5 protein-coding genes are annotated in these 19,641 nt (G+C 44.2%); 1 reads left to right on the top strand and 4 read right to left on the bottom strand.

The features are described 5' to 3' along the window. Positions 1-11: 11 nt before the first annotated feature. The 3 genes from AHMF7605_RS10705 to AHMF7605_RS10695 form a co-directional block, all read right to left on the bottom strand. Positions 12-4,682, bottom strand: coding sequence for a T9SS type A sorting domain-containing protein (locus tag AHMF7605_RS10705; protein WP_158267494.1), 4,671 nt, complete (start codon positions 4,680-4,682; stop codon positions 12-14). A 310-nt stretch (positions 4,683-4,992) separates the two neighbouring features. Next, entirely contained in the window at positions 4,993-9,627 is a 4,635-nt protein-coding gene (locus tag AHMF7605_RS10700) for a T9SS type A sorting domain-containing protein (RefSeq protein ID WP_106929112.1), read from the bottom strand. A 94-nt stretch (positions 9,628-9,721) separates the two neighbouring features. Continuing rightward, the gene (locus AHMF7605_RS10695; protein ID WP_106929110.1) at positions 9,722-14,338 is read right to left on the bottom strand and encodes a T9SS type A sorting domain-containing protein; all 4,617 of its coding nucleotides are present in this window, start codon (positions 14,336-14,338) and stop codon (positions 9,722-9,724) included. Between the two features lie 272 nt (positions 14,339-14,610). On the opposite strand from AHMF7605_RS10695, the gene AHMF7605_RS29705 reads away from it, so the two are divergent. Next, a complete protein-coding gene (locus tag AHMF7605_RS29705) occupies positions 14,611-14,763 on the top strand; it encodes a hypothetical protein (protein ID WP_158267493.1) in 153 nt (50 codons plus the stop codon). 92 nt (positions 14,764-14,855) lie between these two features. On the opposite strand, the gene AHMF7605_RS10690 is transcribed toward AHMF7605_RS29705, so the two are convergent. Beyond that, complete coding sequence (locus AHMF7605_RS10690; RefSeq protein ID WP_106929106.1) at positions 14,856-19,607, bottom strand: T9SS type A sorting domain-containing protein; 4,752 nt, start codon at positions 19,605-19,607, stop codon at positions 14,856-14,858. Between the last annotated feature and the right edge of the window lie 34 nt (positions 19,608-19,641).

The following is a 19,641-nucleotide window of genomic DNA, read 5'->3' as shown; positions in this document are numbered from 1 at the left end:
TAGCTATTGAATTATTTGCTTAGAAGTAGTTTTTGCTGTTGACGCAGGGTAGGGGTTTGCAGTTGCAGGAAATACAGATCAGCCTGTTTATTACCGGCTTGCCATTTTAGCTGGTAGGTTTGCTTCGCTTTCGCTTCTCCCTGAAACAAGGTAGTTACTTCTTGCCCCTGGCTATCGTAGATTTTTACCGTAGCTGCCTCAGTTTGCGGTAGAGTAAACTTTATGGTTACTTTTTCCCGAACAGGATTGGGGTATGCCGTAATGAGATTAATTAGAGCAAGTGATTCTTCTATTATACTAGCTTCCCGGGTGGCTGCGATTGAAGAAGTTTCCGGGGCGAGTTTTACCAGCCAGTAATCCGAAAAGCCTCGGCTGGGTTGAGTTTTATCCCCGCTCACCGGAGAATTAGAACTTCCTCCTAAAAGTAAGCCCCCATCGTTGGTTTGGAAAACGGTGCGTAAATCATCTCTCTCTGTACCCCCAATAGTTTTGTCCCATTGTACTATACCATTGGCATCCAGCTTTACGACCCAGTAATCCCGGTTACCTTTTCCATTTTCAGTTTTATCGCCACCCTTATCAGAAGAGGAAATACCCGCTAGTACGTATCCGCCATCATTGGTGCGGGTGCTGGCTTGCAGGCCAGCACCTTGTTTACTGCCAAAAGTTTTATCCCAAACTTTATTGCCTTGAGCATCTATTTTAATTAACCAATAATCTGAGGTTGCATAACCCACTTCATCCAGGTATCCTGCTTGGCTTTTCTCGCCACTTTTAGGTGAACTACTTGTGCCGGCCAGAAAGAAATTACCGCCATTACTCCGGCCAAGAGACCTAAGGTAATCCTCGCCGCTACCCCCGAAGGTTTTATCCCAAAGCTTATTACCATCCTTATCGGTTCTAACTATCCAATAATCACTTTTACCCCGACTCATCTCTGATTTGTCCCGATTTCTACCCGAGTAAGAAGTGCCCCCCAGCAAAAAGCCACCATCCTGGGTTTGGGTAAAGCTACCTAAAACTTCATCCAAAGTACCACCAAAGCGCTTGTCCCAGATTTTTGTGCCCTTGGCGCTTACTTTCACCAGCCAGTAATCAGACCCACCCTGGGTATCCTGGCTTTTTTCGCCACTAACCGGAGAATTGCTATAACCGGCCAACACGTACTCACCGGAAGAAAGCTGGATGACTTTTTCTAATTCATCCAAACCACTTCCTCCCAGAGTTTTATCCCATTGCTTGTTGCCTAAAGAATCTACTTTTACCAGCCAAAAATCACCCTCTTTAAAATAGTTTTTTCCGGCATCGCGGCTTACCTCGCTTTTATCCCCATTTTTATTTGAACGCGAGGTGCCCGCCAGTAAATACCCACCATCTTGGGTTTGAATAACCCGGTTGAGAAAATCATCGAAAGTGCCTCCATAACGTTTGTCCCAAAGTTTTCTGCCTTTCTTATCTGATTTTACAATCCAGTAATCGATCTTACCCTGGGTGTCTTGGGTTTTATCCCCGCTACTTCCCGAATAAGTATAGCCTCCGGATAGGTAGCCCCCATCGGAAGTCTGGATAACCGAAGTTAATTGGTCAAAACTTGCTCCCCCATATCGCATATTCCAGGCAGACTTATCGACGGTATTATCTTCTAGTTTTACAATCCAGAAATCGCTTTCACCTTTCCCCAGTTCAGATTTATCATCGCTCGGATCGGTAGCCCAGGAGGTACCACCTAAAATAAAGTTTCCATCCTGGGTTTGGTAAACTTCTGCTAACTGTTCATCATGAATACTACCAAAAGTTTTATCCCAGGTTTTTGTACCATCCGCCTTTAACTTTACCACCCAATAATCACTAAAGTTATAGGTGTTACCTCTTTTCGGCTCTGATTTATCTCCGCTGATGCCAGATAAGGAATAGCCGCCCAGAATGTAACCGCCGTCCTGGGTTTGGTGCAAGGATGTTAATTGGTCGGCATTGCTGCTGCCAATGGTTTTATCCCACTCTTTGCTTCCATCCGCTTTCAGCTTTACTACCCAATAATCCCCAGCACCTTTTGTTCTTTCGGTTTTATCGCCAGAAACCTGGGAGCCGGAAAGACCACCCACAATATAGCCTCCATCCTGGGTTTGCTGGAGAGTAGTTAGTTCGTCGCCTCCTCTACTGCCAATGGTTTTATCCCAAATTTTACCCCCAGTAGCATTTAATTTAATTATCCAATAGTCAGAATAATTCCGATGGCCCTTGTTAGGTTCTGTTTTATCTCCGCTTTTACCTGCTAAAGTATATCCTCCTAGTATGTACCCACCCTCCCGGGTTTGCTGAATTTTCCGGAATTCATCATCCAGGCTGGTACCAATTGTTTTATCCCATTCTTTTATCCCTTTGCTATTTATTTTTACCACCCAGTAATCGGAGGTGGGGGTGCTAAAATCGTTCATTCCTTTGGCAGCTTCGGATTTATCCCCAGATAACCCGGAATAGGAAGTTCCTCCCAGAATGTAGCCCCCGTCTTTAGTCAGTTCTAAGGAGAATAACTGGTCGGCACTAGCTCCGCCTATGGTTTTGTCCCAAACTTTATTACCAGCGGCGTTTAATTTTAGCAACCAGAAATCCGAGGTAGGTTCACCAAAACTATTAAGTGGGCCTTTATTAGGTTCTGATTTATCGCCGGATTGGCCGGAAAAAGAAGTTCCTCCCAGAATATAGCCCCCATCTTGAGTTTGCTGGATAGAATGTAATAAATCCTGATTATTACCCCCAAAAGTTTTGTCCCATTCTTCCGAGCCATCGTATTTTAGTTTAACTATCCAATAATCTCCCTGGAACAACGAAAATTGACTGGTATCGCGGGTAGCTTCGGTTTTATCACCATTATCGGTAGAAGTTGAATAACCACCCAAAATATAACCTCCATCGCTGGTTGGTTTAAAAGAAACTAAAACATCATTGTTGTTCCCGCCAATGGTTTTATCCCATTGTTTTGTAAGCAAAGTGGTCGGTTTTATCGTAAAGATTTGTTTAGCTTCGGCAGGAGCGTAGGAAGCATTACCCGCCTGAAAAGCAATGACAGTAACCTTTCCTATTCCGGTGGGGGTGAGAATATCGCCTTTAACTTTTGCCAGATTTGGCTGAATTCTAAAAGTAACCGGTAAGCCGGAACTAGCTTTAGCGGTAATAGGGAATGGAGCATCTAAAATGGTTTTATCGGAAATAGGAGCGAAGGTGATGGTTTGAGTTGCTTTTTCCGATAGTTTTATTACCCAGAAATCTGTTCCACCTCTGGTGGCTTCGGTTTTACTTCCGCTTATACCAGAACTGGAATGGCCGCCTAAGATATAGCCTCCATCCTGGGATTGCTGCAAAGAAAACAGTTCATCATACTCTTTACCCCCAAAAGTCTTATCCCATATTTTGGTGCCAGTTGAATTTATTTTAAGTATCCAATAATCCGGAGAATACCGATCCCCTTCATTGGCTTCTGATTTATCGCCGGATATTTTAGAATAAGAATACCCTCCCAGAATGTAACCCCCATCTTGGGTTGGCTGCAGGTTGGTAAGTAAATCATCGTACTCCCCGCCAAAAGTTTTATCCCATATCTTAACTCCATTAGCACCTAACTTCACTATCCAATAATCCCAAGCCGGAATCCGGCTTTTATTGCCTTCTGTTTTATCACCATCCGCGAAAGATTCCGAATAACCACCCAGAATATAACCTTTATCAGTAGTTTGCTGGAGAGAAGTTAGTTTATCATCCAAAACACCGCCGAAAGTTTTATCCCATTGTTTATTACCGGTGTTATCAATTTTTACCACCCAGTAATCACCATGGCAGTAATCCGGTAAACAACCCCGATTAGCTTCTGTTTTATCGCCACTTTTGTCTGAGTAAGAAATTCCGCCGAGTATATAGCCGCCTTCCTGAGTTTGTTGCAAGGATTGTAAACCGTCTTCACCACTACCCCCAAAAGTTTTATCCCATTCTTTTGTGCCATCGGATTTTAACTTAACTATCCAAAAGTCAGAAGTAGGATTTCCCGCAGCACTAACCGTTCCTTTATTGTTTTCGCTTTTATCACCACTTTTGTCCGAAGATGAACTACACCCCAGAATATAGCCTCCGTCGCTAGTCTGCTTGAGGGTGCTTAAAGCATCGTATCCTGTCCCACCAATGGTTTTATCCCAGGTTTTATTGCCATCAGAATCAAGTTTCACAATCCAGAAATCACCCAACCCTTTTTCGGCTTGTGATTTATCCCCCGATTTGCCTGATGTAGAATTGCCACCCAGTATAAAACCGCCATCCGCAGTTTGTTGAACAGCCGATAATTGATCATTAGCAATACCCCCAAAAGTTTTATCCCAGGCTTTAGAGCCATCCGCATTTAATTTTACTATCCAAAAATCGGATTCTCCTCTATTATTTTGGGTTTTATCTCCGTTTATCCCCGATTTAGAAGTGCCGCCCAGAATAAAACCACCGTCCTTGGTTTGCTGAACCACTGATAGATATTCATTATTATTCCCGCCAAAAGTTTTATCCCATTGAATGTTTTGGGCAAAGGTTTGAGTTGGAAGGGTAATTGTAAACAACAAATACATGCCCACCCAGGAACACCCATAAAAAATAGGTTTAAAGCATTGCCAACGTAAGCGGTAAATTTTGGTAATGGGTTGTTTCATAGTGATATAAATAAGCATATTTAAATAGAGAAAAATTAAATGCCCGGAACTGAATTTAAAGGACAAAGCCAGTTAAAGGTTAGTGTTGAGGAAACCAGCTACAATACCTAATATTAGGTATATTTCATGGTGAAGGGCTGGCTCATGTTAATTTAGAGGATAAAAGAAAGTAGAAGGATAGAAAGGTAAATGGCAATTCACCACTGAGTATTTCTGTTCTTTAGTTCATAAGTAGGTAAAAATTTAAATTTACATACTTTAAAAGCCGGGTAGTAATAACAACTACCCGGCTTCATATTTTATTTTTATATTACATAGTTAACAGTAGCTTTTGCTGTTGCCGTAGAGTAGGGGTTTGCAATTGCAGGAAGTACAAACCAGCGGGTTTAGTACTGGCTTGCCATTCCAGTTGGTAGGTTTGCTTCGCTTTGGCTTCTCCCCGGAACAAGGTAGTTACTTCTTGCCCCTGGCTATCGTAGATTTTTACCGTAGCTGCCTCAGTTTGCGGTAGAGTAAACTTTATGGTTACTTTTTCCCGAACAGGATTGGGGTAAGCGATTAAAGAGTTCGTTAAGACAAAAGGTTCTTCGGCAGGAATAGCTTCTCTTGGGGCTACCAGCGAGGCAGTTTCCGGGGCGAGTTTTACCAGCCAGTAATCATAACGGCCTTGGTTAGGTTGGGTTTTATCGCCGCTCACGTTCGACTCCGAAACTCCTCCGAGAAGCAAGCCTCCATCATTGGTCTGCAAAACGGTTCGTAAAATATCCTCCCCTTTGCCTCCGATAGTTTTGTCCCATTGTTTACTACCACTGGCATCCAGCTTTACGACCCAGTAATCATTAAGACCTTTCCCATTTTCGGTTTTATCACCACTCTTAATAGAGGAAGACGTTCCCGCCAGAACGTAGCTGCCTTCCCGGGTGTAGGTGCTGGCATTCAGGCCATCAACGCTGTTTCCCCCAATGGTTTTATCCCAAACTTTATTTCCCTGCGCATCTATCTTAATAAGCCAGTAATCGGAGGATGCAAATCCCCCTTCATCCAGGTAATTAGCCTGACTTTTATCGCCACTTTTAGGAGACCAGCTTGTGCCGGCCAGGAAGAAAGTACCGCCATTACTCTGGCCAAGAGAATTCAATTTATCCTCTTCTTTGCCGCCAAAGGTTTTGTCCCACAGCTTGTTGCCATCCTTATCGGTTCTAACTATCCAATAATCACTTTTACCCCGACTCATCTCTGATTTGTCCCGATTTCTATCAGATTGGGAAGTGCCCCCCAGTAAAAATCCGTCATCCTGGGTTTGGGTAAAGCTACCTAAAACTTCATCCAAAGTACCACCAAAGCGCTTGTCCCAGATTTTTGTGCCCTTGGCGCTTACTTTTACCAGCCAGTAATCATACCCACCTTGGGTACCCTGACTTTTTTCGCCACTAACCGGAGAATTGCTGTAACCGGCTAGCACGTACTCGCCGGAAGAAAGCTGAATCACTTTTATCAGTTCATCAAAACCACTGCCACCTAAAGTTTTATCCCATTGCTTGTTGCCTAAAGAATCTACTTTTACCAGCCAAAAGTCGCGTTCGCCGAAATAATCTAATTGCGCATCGCGGTTAGCCTCGGTTTTATCCCCATTTTTGCCCGAACGGGAAGAGCCCGCCAGTAAATAGCCGCCGTCTTTGGTTTGAATAACCCGGTTGAGAAAATCATCACCAGAGCCACCGTAGCGTTTGTCCCATAGTTTTTTACCGTTCTTATCCGCTTTTACAATCCAGTAGTCGGTTCTACCCTGGGTATCTTGCGTTTTATCGCCGCTAAGTCCTGAATAGCTATAACCACCCGTTAAGTAGCCGCCATCGGAAGTCTCGATTACAGTAGTTATTATATCATCACCTGATCCGCCAAAGCACATATCCCAAGCCAACGATTCCGGTTTGGTTTCTTCTTTAATTTTAACTACCCAAGAGTCTCGTACACCTTTGAGAGGTTGGCTTTTATCCCCGCTAATACCTCCGTGGGTGGTGCCACCTACTAAATAACCACCATCTGGAGTAGCTAGTAAAGTACTTAATTCGTCGGGAACAAAAACAGAATTTAAATCTGAATATTTCGAGACATAGGTGCCGAGAGTGCGATCCCACATTTTGTTAGCTTGCGCATCTAATTTTACCAGCCAAAAATCATTTCGGCCATATCGTCCCACATATTGATCATTATTTTCCGTCCGGGATTCTTCGCTTTTTTCGCCGCTAATATCCGATTGTGAATTTCCACCTAACAAATAGCCTCCATCCGGAGTGGTTATTAAAGCAGTAAGCTGATCAAAATTATTTCCGCCAAGAGTTTTATCCCATAATTTGTTTCCGTAGGTATCAGTTTTTATCAGCCAGTAATCTCCTTTGTAATTTGAACCGGACTTGTCTCGGGTAGCTTCTGATTTATCAGCGCCCTTACCAGAAGTGGAAGTGCCGCCCAGTAAAAATCCGCCATCCGGAGTAATTACTACTGCCGAAAGCTGATCTTTTTTACTACCTCCGAAGGTTTTATCCCAAAGTTTGTTGCCGTTGGCATCTACTTTTACTACCCAATAATCCTCTTCACCCCGTCTGTTTTCACTTTTATCTGCATTGATGCCGGAATCAGAAGTACCTCCTAAAAGAAATTCGCCTTTTGAGGTAATAACTAGTGTACTCAGTTTGTCACTGTTCTGGCCGCCAAAAGTTTTATCCCAGAGTTTATTACCCTGTTCGTCAATTTTAACTACCCAGTAATCATAAGCAGGGTAACCATAAACGTCTGGGTTTCCTTTATTACTTTCAGTTTTATCCCCTTCTTTTCCCGAAGCTGAAGTGCCCCCTAAAAGGTAGCTGCCATCCGGCGTAGCTACCAGCGCTGAAAGGGCATCCGAATTACTGCCGCCAAAGGTTTTATCCCAAAGTTTGTTGCCGTTGGCATCTATTTTAACTACCCAGTAATCTTGTACTCCTCTGCTATTCTGGCTTTTTTCGCCATACTTATTCGAGCGGGAAGTGCCTCCCAGCAAATAGCCGCCATCCGAAGTAGGAATTAGTGCTGTTAAACCATCGCTGTCTTTGCCACCGTAAGTTTTGTCCCAGAGTTTCTTGCCGGCCGCATCGGTTTTTACAATCCAAAAATCAGATTTCCCTCGGGCTGGTCCGGTTTTATCGTTGCCTTTGTTGGAATCAGAAGTGCCTCCCAGTAAATAGCCGCCATCTGGGGTGCCAACCATGGCAGATAGGGTAGAAGTGCCGTAAAATCTTTTTCCCAAATGGTAATATTCCGTAGGTATACCACCGTAAGCTTTATCCCAGAGCCGGGTTACCGGGGGCACCTGGACAATAAAGCGGGCTGTATCTTCGATTGCCGGAAAAAATTTCTGGTTACCTGCTTGCATGGCTTTTACCGTTACCGTACCACTGCCACCAGTAAGGGTGAGCGTATTATTTTTTACCGTGGCCGGACCGGAAATAACACCATAACTAACGGGTAAACCCGAACTGGCGGATGCCTTTAAGGTAACTGTTTTTTGAGTAGTAAAATTTACGTCCGGAATAGGCTCAAAAGTAATGGTTTGTTTCTGGCGCTCACTGTTATCCAGTTTTATAACCCAGTAATCGTAAAGGCCTTTGCTGTTTTCAGATTTATTTCCTGAAATATTTGAAGGGGAATAACCCGCTATAAAATAGCCGCCATCTTCTGTTTGTAATACTTTTTGCAGTTTGTCACCACCCGGTGTTCCCAGGGTTAAATCCCAGGCAATACTTTGGTCAGAGTTTACTTTTACTACCCAATAGTCGAAAGAACCTTGGCTATTTTGAGTTTTATCGTTACTGGTGTTAGAGCTAGAGCCGCCGCCTAATAAATAACCGCCATCTCTGGTTAGCTCTAAATCGTGTAGTTCGTCGTTGTCGAGGCCACCAATAGTTTTATCCCATTCCTTAGTACCATCTGCTTTAAGTTTAAGCAAACCATAATTATATTTTTCATTACCTTCTTTTGATTGCTCTTTATCGTACAAGGACCCGCCCAGAATATACCCGCCATCAGGAGTTTGCTTCAAAAAATTATGATTTACCTGATATATTTTATCCCAGGCTTTCGTACGATCGGCATTTAGTTTTACCAGCCAAAATCCAGTAGCTTCTTCCGTTTTATCAGCGCCTTTACCTGAATAAGAATAGCTACCTACTATATAACCGCCATCCTTGGTTTGCTCAATAGATCTAAAGGAATCAGGACCAGTTCCTCCAATGGTTTTATCCCAAGCTTTGGTACCATCCGGGTTTAATTTCAACAACCATAAATCACTGCTTCCTTTGCTTGGTTCCGATTTGTATTGGTTAATACCGGCATCTGACTGACCTGCTAACAAAAAACCACCATCGGAAGTTAATTGTAGTTTATAAGGAATTAAATAATAGTAAAATTCGATGGGAATAGTTTTATCCCAAATTTTAGTGCCGTTGGCATTCAGTTTTACTATCCAGTAGCCAGACTGGGCTTCCGTTTTATCGCCACTAATATCCGAAGAAGAAGCTCCGCCCAGAATATAGCCCCCATCGGGTGTTTGATATACTACTTGTAATTTGTCCTGGCGATTTCCACCAATAGTTATATCCCATTCTTTGGAACCATCCGGGTTTAGCTTCACCAACCAATAATCCGATTGGCCCTTCTTGCCCCGGGATTTATCCCCGCTTTTTGGAGAACCGGAACTGCCCCCTAAAATATAGCCGCCATCGCTGGTTTGTTGGGCGGTTTCCAGGTAGTCGTTATCGTTGGCGCCAATGGTTTTATCCCAAACAATATTTTGGGCAGAAGTAAATAAAGGCTGGCATACCGTTATAAGCACTAACAAGCTAAAATTATACTTCCAATTAGCTCGGGTAGGTAAAAGCAAACAGAAGTTTTTTAAAAGTATTCTCATAAGATTAAGGAAGAACTAAAATTCTCGGGTGAAATATTCGGATAAAACCCTGAACCAGTGAAAGTATTTGCTCCGCTGGTTCGGGTTAGAGTTATTATTTGGTTAAGAGTAGTTTTTGCTGCTCACGTTTCGTTGGGGTTTGCAGTTGCAGGAAGTACAGCCCGGCAGGTTTAGTACCAGCTTGCCACTCTACTTGGTAGATTTGCTTGGCTTTTGCTTCGCCCTGGAACAAAGTACTGACTTCCATTCCTTGGTTATCGTAGATTTTTACCGTGGCCGTTTGGGTTTCGGGTAAGCTAAATTGAACGGTTATTTGGCCGTGGAAGGGATTGGGGTAAGCGGTTAAAGCGGTAGTTAAAGCAACAAGTTGTTCTAAGGAAGTAGCTTCCCGGGTGGCTGCGATTGAAGAAGTTTCCGGGGCGAGTTTTACCAGCCAGTAATCCGAAAAGCCTCGGCTGGGTTGGGTTTTATCGCCGCTCACCGGAGAATTAGAACTGCCTCCTAAAAGTAAGCCCCCGTCGTTCGTCTGCAAAACAGTGCGTAAAGCATCGCTCTCTGTACCCCCAATGGTTTTGTCCCATTGTTTGCTACCATTGGCATCTAACTTTATAATCCAGAAGTCTGATTCACCTACTCGGTCTTGGGTTTTATCGCCACTTTTATTTGAGTAGGAACCTCCTGCTAGTACGTAGCCACCATCCCGAGTATAGGTGCTGGTTAGCAGGGCATCACTGCTGGTTCCACCCAAGGTTTTATCCCAAACTTTATTGCCTTGTGCATCTATCTTAATTAACCAATAATCTGCGGTTGCATAACCCACTTCATCCAGGTATCCTGCTTGGCTTTTATCGCCACTTTTAGGGGAATTGCTCGTGCCAGCCAGAAAGAAACTACCGCCATTACTCCGGCCAAGAGACGCAAGATTATCTTCTCCGTTGCCACCAAATGTTTTATCCCAGAGCTTGTTACCATCCTTATCCGTGCGGACAATCCAATAATCACTTTTACCCCGACTGGTCTGAGATTTATCCCGATTTCTACCGGAGTAGGATGTGCCACCTAGTAAAAAGCCTCCATCCTGAGTCTGGGTAAAGCTGCCTAAAACTTCATCTAAAGTACCACCATAACGCTTATCCCATATTTTAGTACCCGTGGCACTTACTTTTACCAGCCAGTAATCATAACCGCCTTGCGTACCCTGGCTTTTATCGCCACTAGCGGGAGAGTTGCTATGACCAGCTAACACGTACTCGCCGGAAGAAAGCTGAATCACTTTTTCTAATTCATCCAAACCACTTCCCCCTAATGTTTTATCCCATTGCTTATTGCCTAAAGAATCTACCTTTACCAGCCAAAAGTCGCGCTTTTTAAAATAATCATATCCGGTATCACGGCTAATCTCGCTCTTGTCGCCATTTTCGTCGGACCGGGAAGAGCCCGCGAGCAAATACCCGCCATCTTTGGTTTGAATTACCCGGTTCAGAAAGTCGTCGAAGGTACCGCCGTAGCGTTTGTCCCAGAGTTTTTTACCGTTCTTATCGCTTTTTACAATCCAGTAGTCAATCTTACCTTGAGTGTCTTGGGTTTTATCGCCACTACTTCCTGAGTAACTGTACCCCCCAGATAAGTAGCCAGCATCTGAGGTTTCTATAATAGAAGTTAATTTATCTTCCGAAGCTCCTCCATAGCGCATGTCCCAAGCTGATGTTTCCTGAGTAGTTTCTTCTTTAATTTTTATTACCCAAATATCCCGGACACCTTTGATCGGTTGGCTCTTGTCCCCACTTTTACCAATATTAGTATCGCCTCCAATTAAATATTCTCCATTAGTGGTTGCTAGTAAAGTAGTAAGCCGGTCGGTGTAAGAAGATTGTGGGGCAACTGTACCAAAAGTACGGTCCCAAACTTTATTTGCATTCGCATCTAGTTTAATAATCCAATAGTCTGTTTGACCCAAACCAGACTCACATTCCTTGTAATAACTCCCTCTGTTAGTTTCACTTTTATCCCCACTTATTTCGGAACTAGAACTTCCACCCAGGAAGAAACCTCCGTCCGGTGTAGCAACTAAGTTAGAAAAGTAATCATAGCAATTGCCGCCAAAAGTTTTATCCCAAATCTTATTGCCATTAGGATTTATTTTAATTAACCAGTAATCTGTATGCCCTTTGTTTGGGGCCGTTTTGTCGCCGTTACTGACAGAATAGGAATCGCCACCTAGTAAATAATTGCCATCTGAAGTAGGGACTATATTCCCAAGACCATCGCCGCCGCCGCCACCAAAGGTTTTATCCCAGCTTTTCTGACCATTAGCATCTATTTTTACCAGCCAAATATCACCGCCGCCTTTAATTGGAGCAGTTATATCGCCACTGGTGGGAGAAAGAGTGGAGCCACCTATTAGGTAGCCGCTATCCGGGGTAGTAGCCAGAGAGCTAAGATATTCGCCGAATTTACCACCGAGTGTTTTATCCCATTGTTTAGTACCTTGGGCATCTATTTTTACTACCCAATAATCTGCATTTCCACGACTTACTTCGCTTTTATCACCGGAATTTTGAGAGTAAGAAGTTCCTCCTAGTAAATATCCTCCGTCCGGTGTGCTGATTAGATTTGTAAATTCATCCTCATTACCGCCCCCATAGGTTTTGTCCCAAAGTTTATTGCCAGTGGCATCTATTTTCAATAACCAATAATCCTTGCCCCCCTTACTATCCTGGCTTTTGTCGCCGTTTTTACCCGAACGAGAAGTGCCTCCGAGTAAATAACCACCGTCGGTAGTAGTAATAAGCCTATTTAAACCATCGCTGTCTTTACCGCCATAAACTTTGTCCCACAGTTTTTTACCCGAGGCATCTACCTTTACGATCCAATAGTCGGATTTGCCCCGGGTAGGTTGCGTTTTGTCGTTGCCCCGGTTAGAGTCGGAAGTGCCGCCGAGTAAATAACCGCCATCGGAAGTAGCTACCATAGTCGATAGGGTAGAGGTACCATAATATTTGGTGTATTGGTCGTAGTATTCGGTGGCTACCCCGCCGTACGACTTGTCCCAAAGCCGGGTAACCGGGGGAACCTGTACTACAAAGCGGGCGGTATCATCAATAGCGGGAAAATACTTTTGATTACCTGCCTGAGAAGCACTCACGGTAACCGTACCACTGCCACCGGTAAGGGTCAAGGTATTGCCTTTTACGGTGGCAGGGCCAGAAATAAGAGCAAAACTAGCCGGTAAACCGGAACTAGCTGTAGCTTTTAAAGTAACTGTTTTTTGCGTAGCATAATTTACATCCGGAATGGGCGAAAAAGTAACGGTTTGCTTTTGGCGCTCGCTGTTATCCAGCTTCACTACCCAATAATCATAATCGCCTCTACTAGCTTCGGTTTTAGTTTCCGAAACATCAGACCTGGAATAGCCTCCTAAAAAGTAGCCTTTATCTTTTGTCTGAAAAACATTACCTAAATTGTCTTCTTTGTTGCCGCCTAAGGTAAGATCCCAGGCTTTGGTACGATCGGCATTGAGTTTTACGACCCAATAATCAAAGCTACCCTGGCTGTTCTGGGTTTTATCGCCACTACTATTAGAGCGGGAATTACCACCCAGCAGATAACCGCCATCGCTGGTGGGTTGCAGCGAATTCAATGTTTCACGATCCGTCCCACCAATTACTTTGTTCCATTCTTGTTGGCCATCGGCTTTTAATTTTATTAACCAGAAATCAGTACTCCCATTTCCTGCTTCGCTTTTATAAACATTCGTTTTAGAGTCGGCATAGCCTCCTAATATATAGCCGCCATCGGGGGTGGGCTTTACTATATTAATTTCGGAAGTAGAATTTTCAGCCCCGGGATACTCATATACAGGATAACCCTCAGGGATAAATTTATCCCAGACAATCGACCGATTAACATTTAATTTAACGAGCCAATAACCTCTAGTTGTTACCCTGGCAGAATACCCACCCAGAATATAGCCATTATCGCTGGTTTGCTCCACGGATAGCAAAGATTCAGAACCCTCTGTGCCAATAGTTTTGTCCCAAGCTTTCGAGCCATCCGCGTTCAGTTTAACAACCCAGTAATCATTACTACCCTTGCTAGGTTCTGATTTATAGTCGCCTACCCCAGCATTCGAGGTTCCGCCTAGTAAGTAGCCGCCATCGGGAGTAAGTTGAAGTGTTCGTAAATACGAATAATTAGCAGGATTTCTGGAGTCGGCAATGGTTTTATCCCAGGCTTTCGTGCCATCTGCGTTTAGTCTTACCACCCAGAATCCTTTTGGCGCTTCGGTTTTATCGCCGCTAATGCCGGAATTGGAAGAACCACCCAAAATATAGCCGCCATCTTTGGTTTGCTGCAAGGAGGTTAGTGCATCATAGTCATTCCCTCCAATGGTTTTATCCCAGGCCTTGGAACCATCTGGGTTGAGTTTCACAATCCAATAATCCGCCATTCCTTTTCTAGCTCCTGTTTTATCCCCGCTTTTGCCAGAGGCGGAGTTGCCGCCTAAAATATAACCGCCGTCGCTGGTTTGTTGCGCGGCTACAAAAGTGTCGCCATAATTACCGCCAATGGTTTTATTCCATTTAACATTCTGAGCAGAGCTAACAAAAGAAATACCTAACATAAGCGAAAGAATTTCTAAACGGAAAAGCGAAGTAAACCTACCCCGTAGTTTTGGGAGCAAGTAAAGAAGGGTAAAAAGTGCGTTCATAAAAATTTAATTTGGCTTTAGAAGAATCTATAGGAAGGAGTAGTCCGTTGTAAATTTGTATACTTAAATTCCTATATTAAAACAGGTAAATGTACCATATTAAATAATATGCCGCCATCCCTAAACATAGGTATTTTTACAACCTGAATATTAATTTTTTGTTACTGGATTGCTTCCTACTGAGAAATAGCTGAATAAAATTGAACGTAATTTAGTTACCTTATTAATTTGCCAAAAGGCAGTCGACTGATTTATATATGGCTGAGATGCTGATGATTGCAAGAAAATTTAAACCAACTAAATGTGCCTGGCAAGCAACCACTACTTTCCTGAATAACCGAAAAGCAGCTGAGCGAAGCGTATTTTACAAGCTCAGCAATTTGCGTTCGCACTTTTTGCATTTCGGGCATTTTTCGGAGCGGTAAAGGAGGCTTCCGTGGGAATGGGGAGTAATAGGGGATATTTTAAAAAAACTTAGCCGCCGAAAGTTATGTTTCGGCGGCTAAGATTAAAGTTATTATTTCGTTAGAAGCAGTTTCTGTTGTTGCCGTATAGTAGAAGTTTGCAATTGCAGGAAGTATAATCCGGTTGGTTTATTACCGGCTTGCCATTTTACCTGATAAATTTGGTTCGCTAGTGCTTCTCCCTGGAACAAAGTAGCCCCTTCCTGGCCTTGACTATCGTAGATTTTCAGGGTAGCCGTTTGGGTTTGCGGTAAGGTAAATTGTACCGTTACCTGACTATGGGCCGGGTTCGGGTAAGCCGTTAAATGGTTGATTAAGGTGGCGGGAGCCTTTACCGCTACTTCTTCCTGGGTAGCTACCATAGAGGAGGTTAGCGGAGCGAGTTTCACCAACCAATAATCCGTGCCGCCTTGGCTGGGCTGCGTTCTATCGCCACTAACGCCGGAATCAGACCGGCCGCCCAGCAGCAAGCCGCCGTCGCTGGTTTGCAATATGGTACGCAACTCGTCCTGGCCACTACCACCAAAAGACTGGTCCTGTATTTTATTGCCATCTTGGTCTAACTGCACGATCCAGTAATCATTCCCACCTTTACTTAGCTGGGACTTGTCGTCGTTCTTACCGGAGTTAGAGGTTCCAGCTAAAATTAAGTTCCCTTCCCGGGTAAAGGTACTGGCATTCAAAAAGTCATCACCATTCCCACCCAACGTTTTATCCCAGAGCTTTTTGCCTGTTCCATCTACCTTAATTACCCAAAAGTCGCGGGTATAAGCACCCTCTTGGTTTAAATGATTGGGCTGGGTTTTATCACCACTAGCGGGAGATTCACTGGTACCGGAAATGAAGAAGCTGTCGCCATTGCCACGACTAACCGAAGCGGCATAATCGTAATAGCTGCCTCCGAAAGTTTTATCCCACAGCTTATTGCCGTCCTTATCGGTGCGGACTACCCAATAATCAGAAGAACCATCCAACCCCCGATTAATTTCCGATTTATCGCCGCTTTTGCTGGAATAAGAAGTGCCTACGAGTAGCAAACCGCCGTCACGGGTGGTAGTAAAACTATTTAAAACCTCTCCCTTGCTGCCACCAAAGGTTTTATCCCAAACCTTATTACCCTTTTTATCAACTTTTACGATCCAATAACCCGTAGGGCAATAACCGAATCCATCACATTCTCCCTTTCTACCCTGACTTTTATCACCGCCCTTATCTGAGTCGCTGTACCCGCCCAAGATGTATTCGCCGGTTGCCAACTGCTCCACTTTAACCAGTTCATCAAAGCCCGTGCCCCCGAAAGTTTTATCCCATTGCTTATTACCTTGAGCATCCACCTTCACGATCCAATAATCCCGGTTGACGTAAGAACCGCCCCGGTTTACTTCGCTTTTATCCCCATTATTGTCGGAGTGCGAAATACCGGCGAGTAGATAACCGCCATCCTGGGTCTGAATCACCCGGTTCAAGTAGTCCTTTCGGGTGCCCCCAAAGCGTTTGTCCCAGAGTTTTTTACCGTTCTTATCTGATTTTACAATCCAGTAATCTTCCAACCCCCGGCTGGCCTGGCTTTTATCGCCGCTACTACCAGATCTGGTATAACCCCCGGATAGATAGCCTCCATCGGAAGTTTTGATTACGGAAGTAAAATTATCTTCCGCGCTACTGCCGTAACGCATATCCCAAGCCAAAGCTGGCGGAGTGGTTTCTTCTTTGATTTTAACTACCCAAAAATCCTGAATTCCTTTACGAGCCTGAGTTTTGTCTCCGTCGAAGCCGGCGGAAGTGCCCCCTACTACATACTCATTGTTTAGAGAAACTAAGACGGCGGCCAGTTCATCGCTAAAACTGCTACCCAAAGTTCTGTCCCAGCTTTTCTGACCATTAGCAGCTATTTTTACCACCCAATAATCGGAAAGGTAACGACCAAAATCATCGGCATTACCCCGGTTGTTTTCGGTTTTATCTCCGCTGATACCCGAAATAGAAGTGCCTGCCAGTAAGTAGCCGCCATCTGCAGTCACTTGCAACGCTTGCAAGCGATCACTGTCTTTCCCGCCGTACGTTTTATCCCAGAGCTTCGCTCCATCGGCGGCTAGTTTTACGATCCAGTAATCATGGTCTCCCCGGTTAGCTTCGGTTTTATCGCCGGAAATACCCGAAACCGAAAATCCGCCCAATAAATAACCTCCCTCCGGAGTCGCTACGGCACTCGATAACACCTCGTCGCCCTTGCCCCCCATGGTTTTCTCCCAAACCTGGTTACCGTTGGCGTCCATCTTTACGGCATAATAATCTAAGAGTGTTTCGTCGCTGTAATCAGTAGAACTTCCCGCTAACAGGTAACCTCCTTCCGGAGCAAGCGCAATGGCTTTTAAATCCAGTTCGTAGCGGTCTTTGCCGACGGTTTTATCCCAGAGTTTAGTACCGTTCGCATCTATCTTTATTATCCAAAATTCTAAATAACCCCTATCGCCCGAGCTTTTATCGCCACTGATGCCCGAGTCAGAGGTGCCTCCCAGTAAATATCCGCCGTCGGGAGTAGCTACCAGCGTGCGCAAATTATCCTGATCGTTGCCGCCAAAAGTTTTATCCCAAAGTTTAGTACCGTTGGCATCAATCTTCACTACCCAGTAATCAAAAATGCCCTGACTGGCCTGGCTTTTATCGTTGCTTTTCCCGGATTTAGAAGAACCACCGAGTAAATAACCGCTATCAGCCGTGGGCAGAATTACCTGTAAATCGTCCCGGTCATTGCCGCCAAAAGTTTTATCCCACAGCTTTTTTCCGTGACCATCCGTTTTAACAATCCAGTAATCCGTAATGGGCTGCCGTTCAGATAGGCATACCTGCTCAGAAACTACGCCGCGGTGATCTTCGCTTTTATCGTTGCCTTTTTTGGAATCGGAAGTACCGCCCAACAAATAACCGCCGTTGGGAGAAGCAGCCATAGCTGTAAGTTGAGAGGCCCCAAACTCTGAATCACATTCGCTATGCTGATTAAGCTCCAGACTGACAACCCCACCGTAGGTTTTGTTCCAAAGCCGGGTAACAGGCGGTACATTAACGATAAAAAGGCGGGTTACCTCGGGAGCAGTAAAATAGGCTGCATTTCCGGCTTGTGAAGCTTTCATAACAACGGGGCCGCTGGTTCCTGTTAGAGTTACTAGGTTCCCTTTCACCGTGGCAGGACCAGAGACAACAGAAAAAATGACCGGTAAACCAGAACTGGCGGTTGCTTTTAAAGTAATCGTTTTTTGGGTGCCAAAATTTACATTCGGAATAGGTTCGAACGTAATAACTTGTTTTTTCCGCGAGCTAATAGTGCTATCCAGTTTTACTATCCAATAATCGGTTTGGCCATGTGAAACGTCTGTTTTGGTGCCACTACTACCCGACCAGGAAGTACCGACTGCCACATACCCTTTATCATTGGTTTGCAAGAACGCGCCTAATCGATCTCCTTTATCTCCGCCAATAGTTTTATCCCAAACCAGGGTGCCATTTGCCCGGAGTTTGACCAACCAGAAATCACCTTTACTTGGAGGATTAGAATCCGGTGGAAAATAATCTAGGCAAGCTTCTGATTTATTCCCGGATATGGCGGAGTTAGACGAGCCGCCTAAAAGGTAACCACCATCGGCGTTTACTTGAACCGATTTTAGCTGATCATTTAAATTTCCTCCAATTACTTGGTCCCAAAGTTTATTACCCTGGGCATCCACTTTAATCACCCAATAATCCTCTCCTCCTATTAGGTTTTGGCTTTTGTTAGCCCCTTTACCACTATTAGAAGCTCCTCCTAGTAAATAGCCCCCATCGGCAGTAATAGCTATGGCGGCTAACATATCACCTTTATACTCCGGCTTATTGCTATGACCGCCAAAGGTTTTATCCCAAATCTTTTTTCCGGAAGAATCAAGTTTCAAGACCCAATAATCAAAAGAGTCGACTGTACCACGATTAAATTCTGATTTATCGCCGCCTTTGTCAGAAGTAGAGGAGCCCCCCAGAATATATCCTCCATCCGAAGTCTGTTGGATAGTAGCCAGATAATCAGTACTATATCCTCCCAAGGTTTTATCCCAAACTTTGGAGCCATTAGCGTTGATCTTTACTATCCAGTAATCGGTATTTAATCCCCACGAACCCCCATTTACCTCTCGGTTATTGTCTTCGGATTTATCGCCTGACTTACTGGATGAAGACCAGCCTCCCAGTATAAAGCCCCCATCGCTGGTTGGCTGCAAGGAAGTTAATTGATCCGTATTGTCACCACCGAGGGTTTTATCCCAAAGTTTATTACCCTGAGAATCTATTTTTACTATCCAGTAATCACTGGGGCAATAATTTTTAGAACAAAAATTTTTGGGAGCTTCGGTCTTTTCACCGCTAATCTCCGAGTTGGAAGATCCGCCCAAAATATAGCCGCCATCGCTGGTAGGCTGAATGGCTTGTAAAGATTCCAAATTACTTCCGCCAAATGTTTTGTCCCATTCTTTGGTACCATCGGCCTTTAGTTTTACCACCCAATAATCGGTTTGGCCTCGTTTATTTTGTGTTTTATCGCCGCTTCTACCCGAAGAGGAAGAACCACCTAAAAGATAACCTCCGTCAGGCGTTTGTATCATTAAACTAAAATCATCTCTGTCATTGCCGCCAAGGGTTTTATTCCATTGAATATTTTGAGCAGAAGCAAAGAATGGGATGCTCAAAGTTAACAACAAAGAAAGGCTTAAACGATATGGGAAGATAAACCCGCGTGGCTTTTGCAGGTGCCAAATGAGACTTTTTAAAAGTATGCTCATAATTGTGGTAGAATTTTAAAATTGTTAGTAAAAT

Source organism: Adhaeribacter arboris, from assembly GCF_003023845.1.
In the GTDB taxonomy this organism is placed as follows: domain Bacteria; phylum Bacteroidota; class Bacteroidia; order Cytophagales; family Hymenobacteraceae; genus Adhaeribacter; species Adhaeribacter arboris.
The sequence above is the reverse complement of the archived record's forward strand: the minus strand, read 5'-3'. Positions and strand labels throughout refer to the sequence as shown.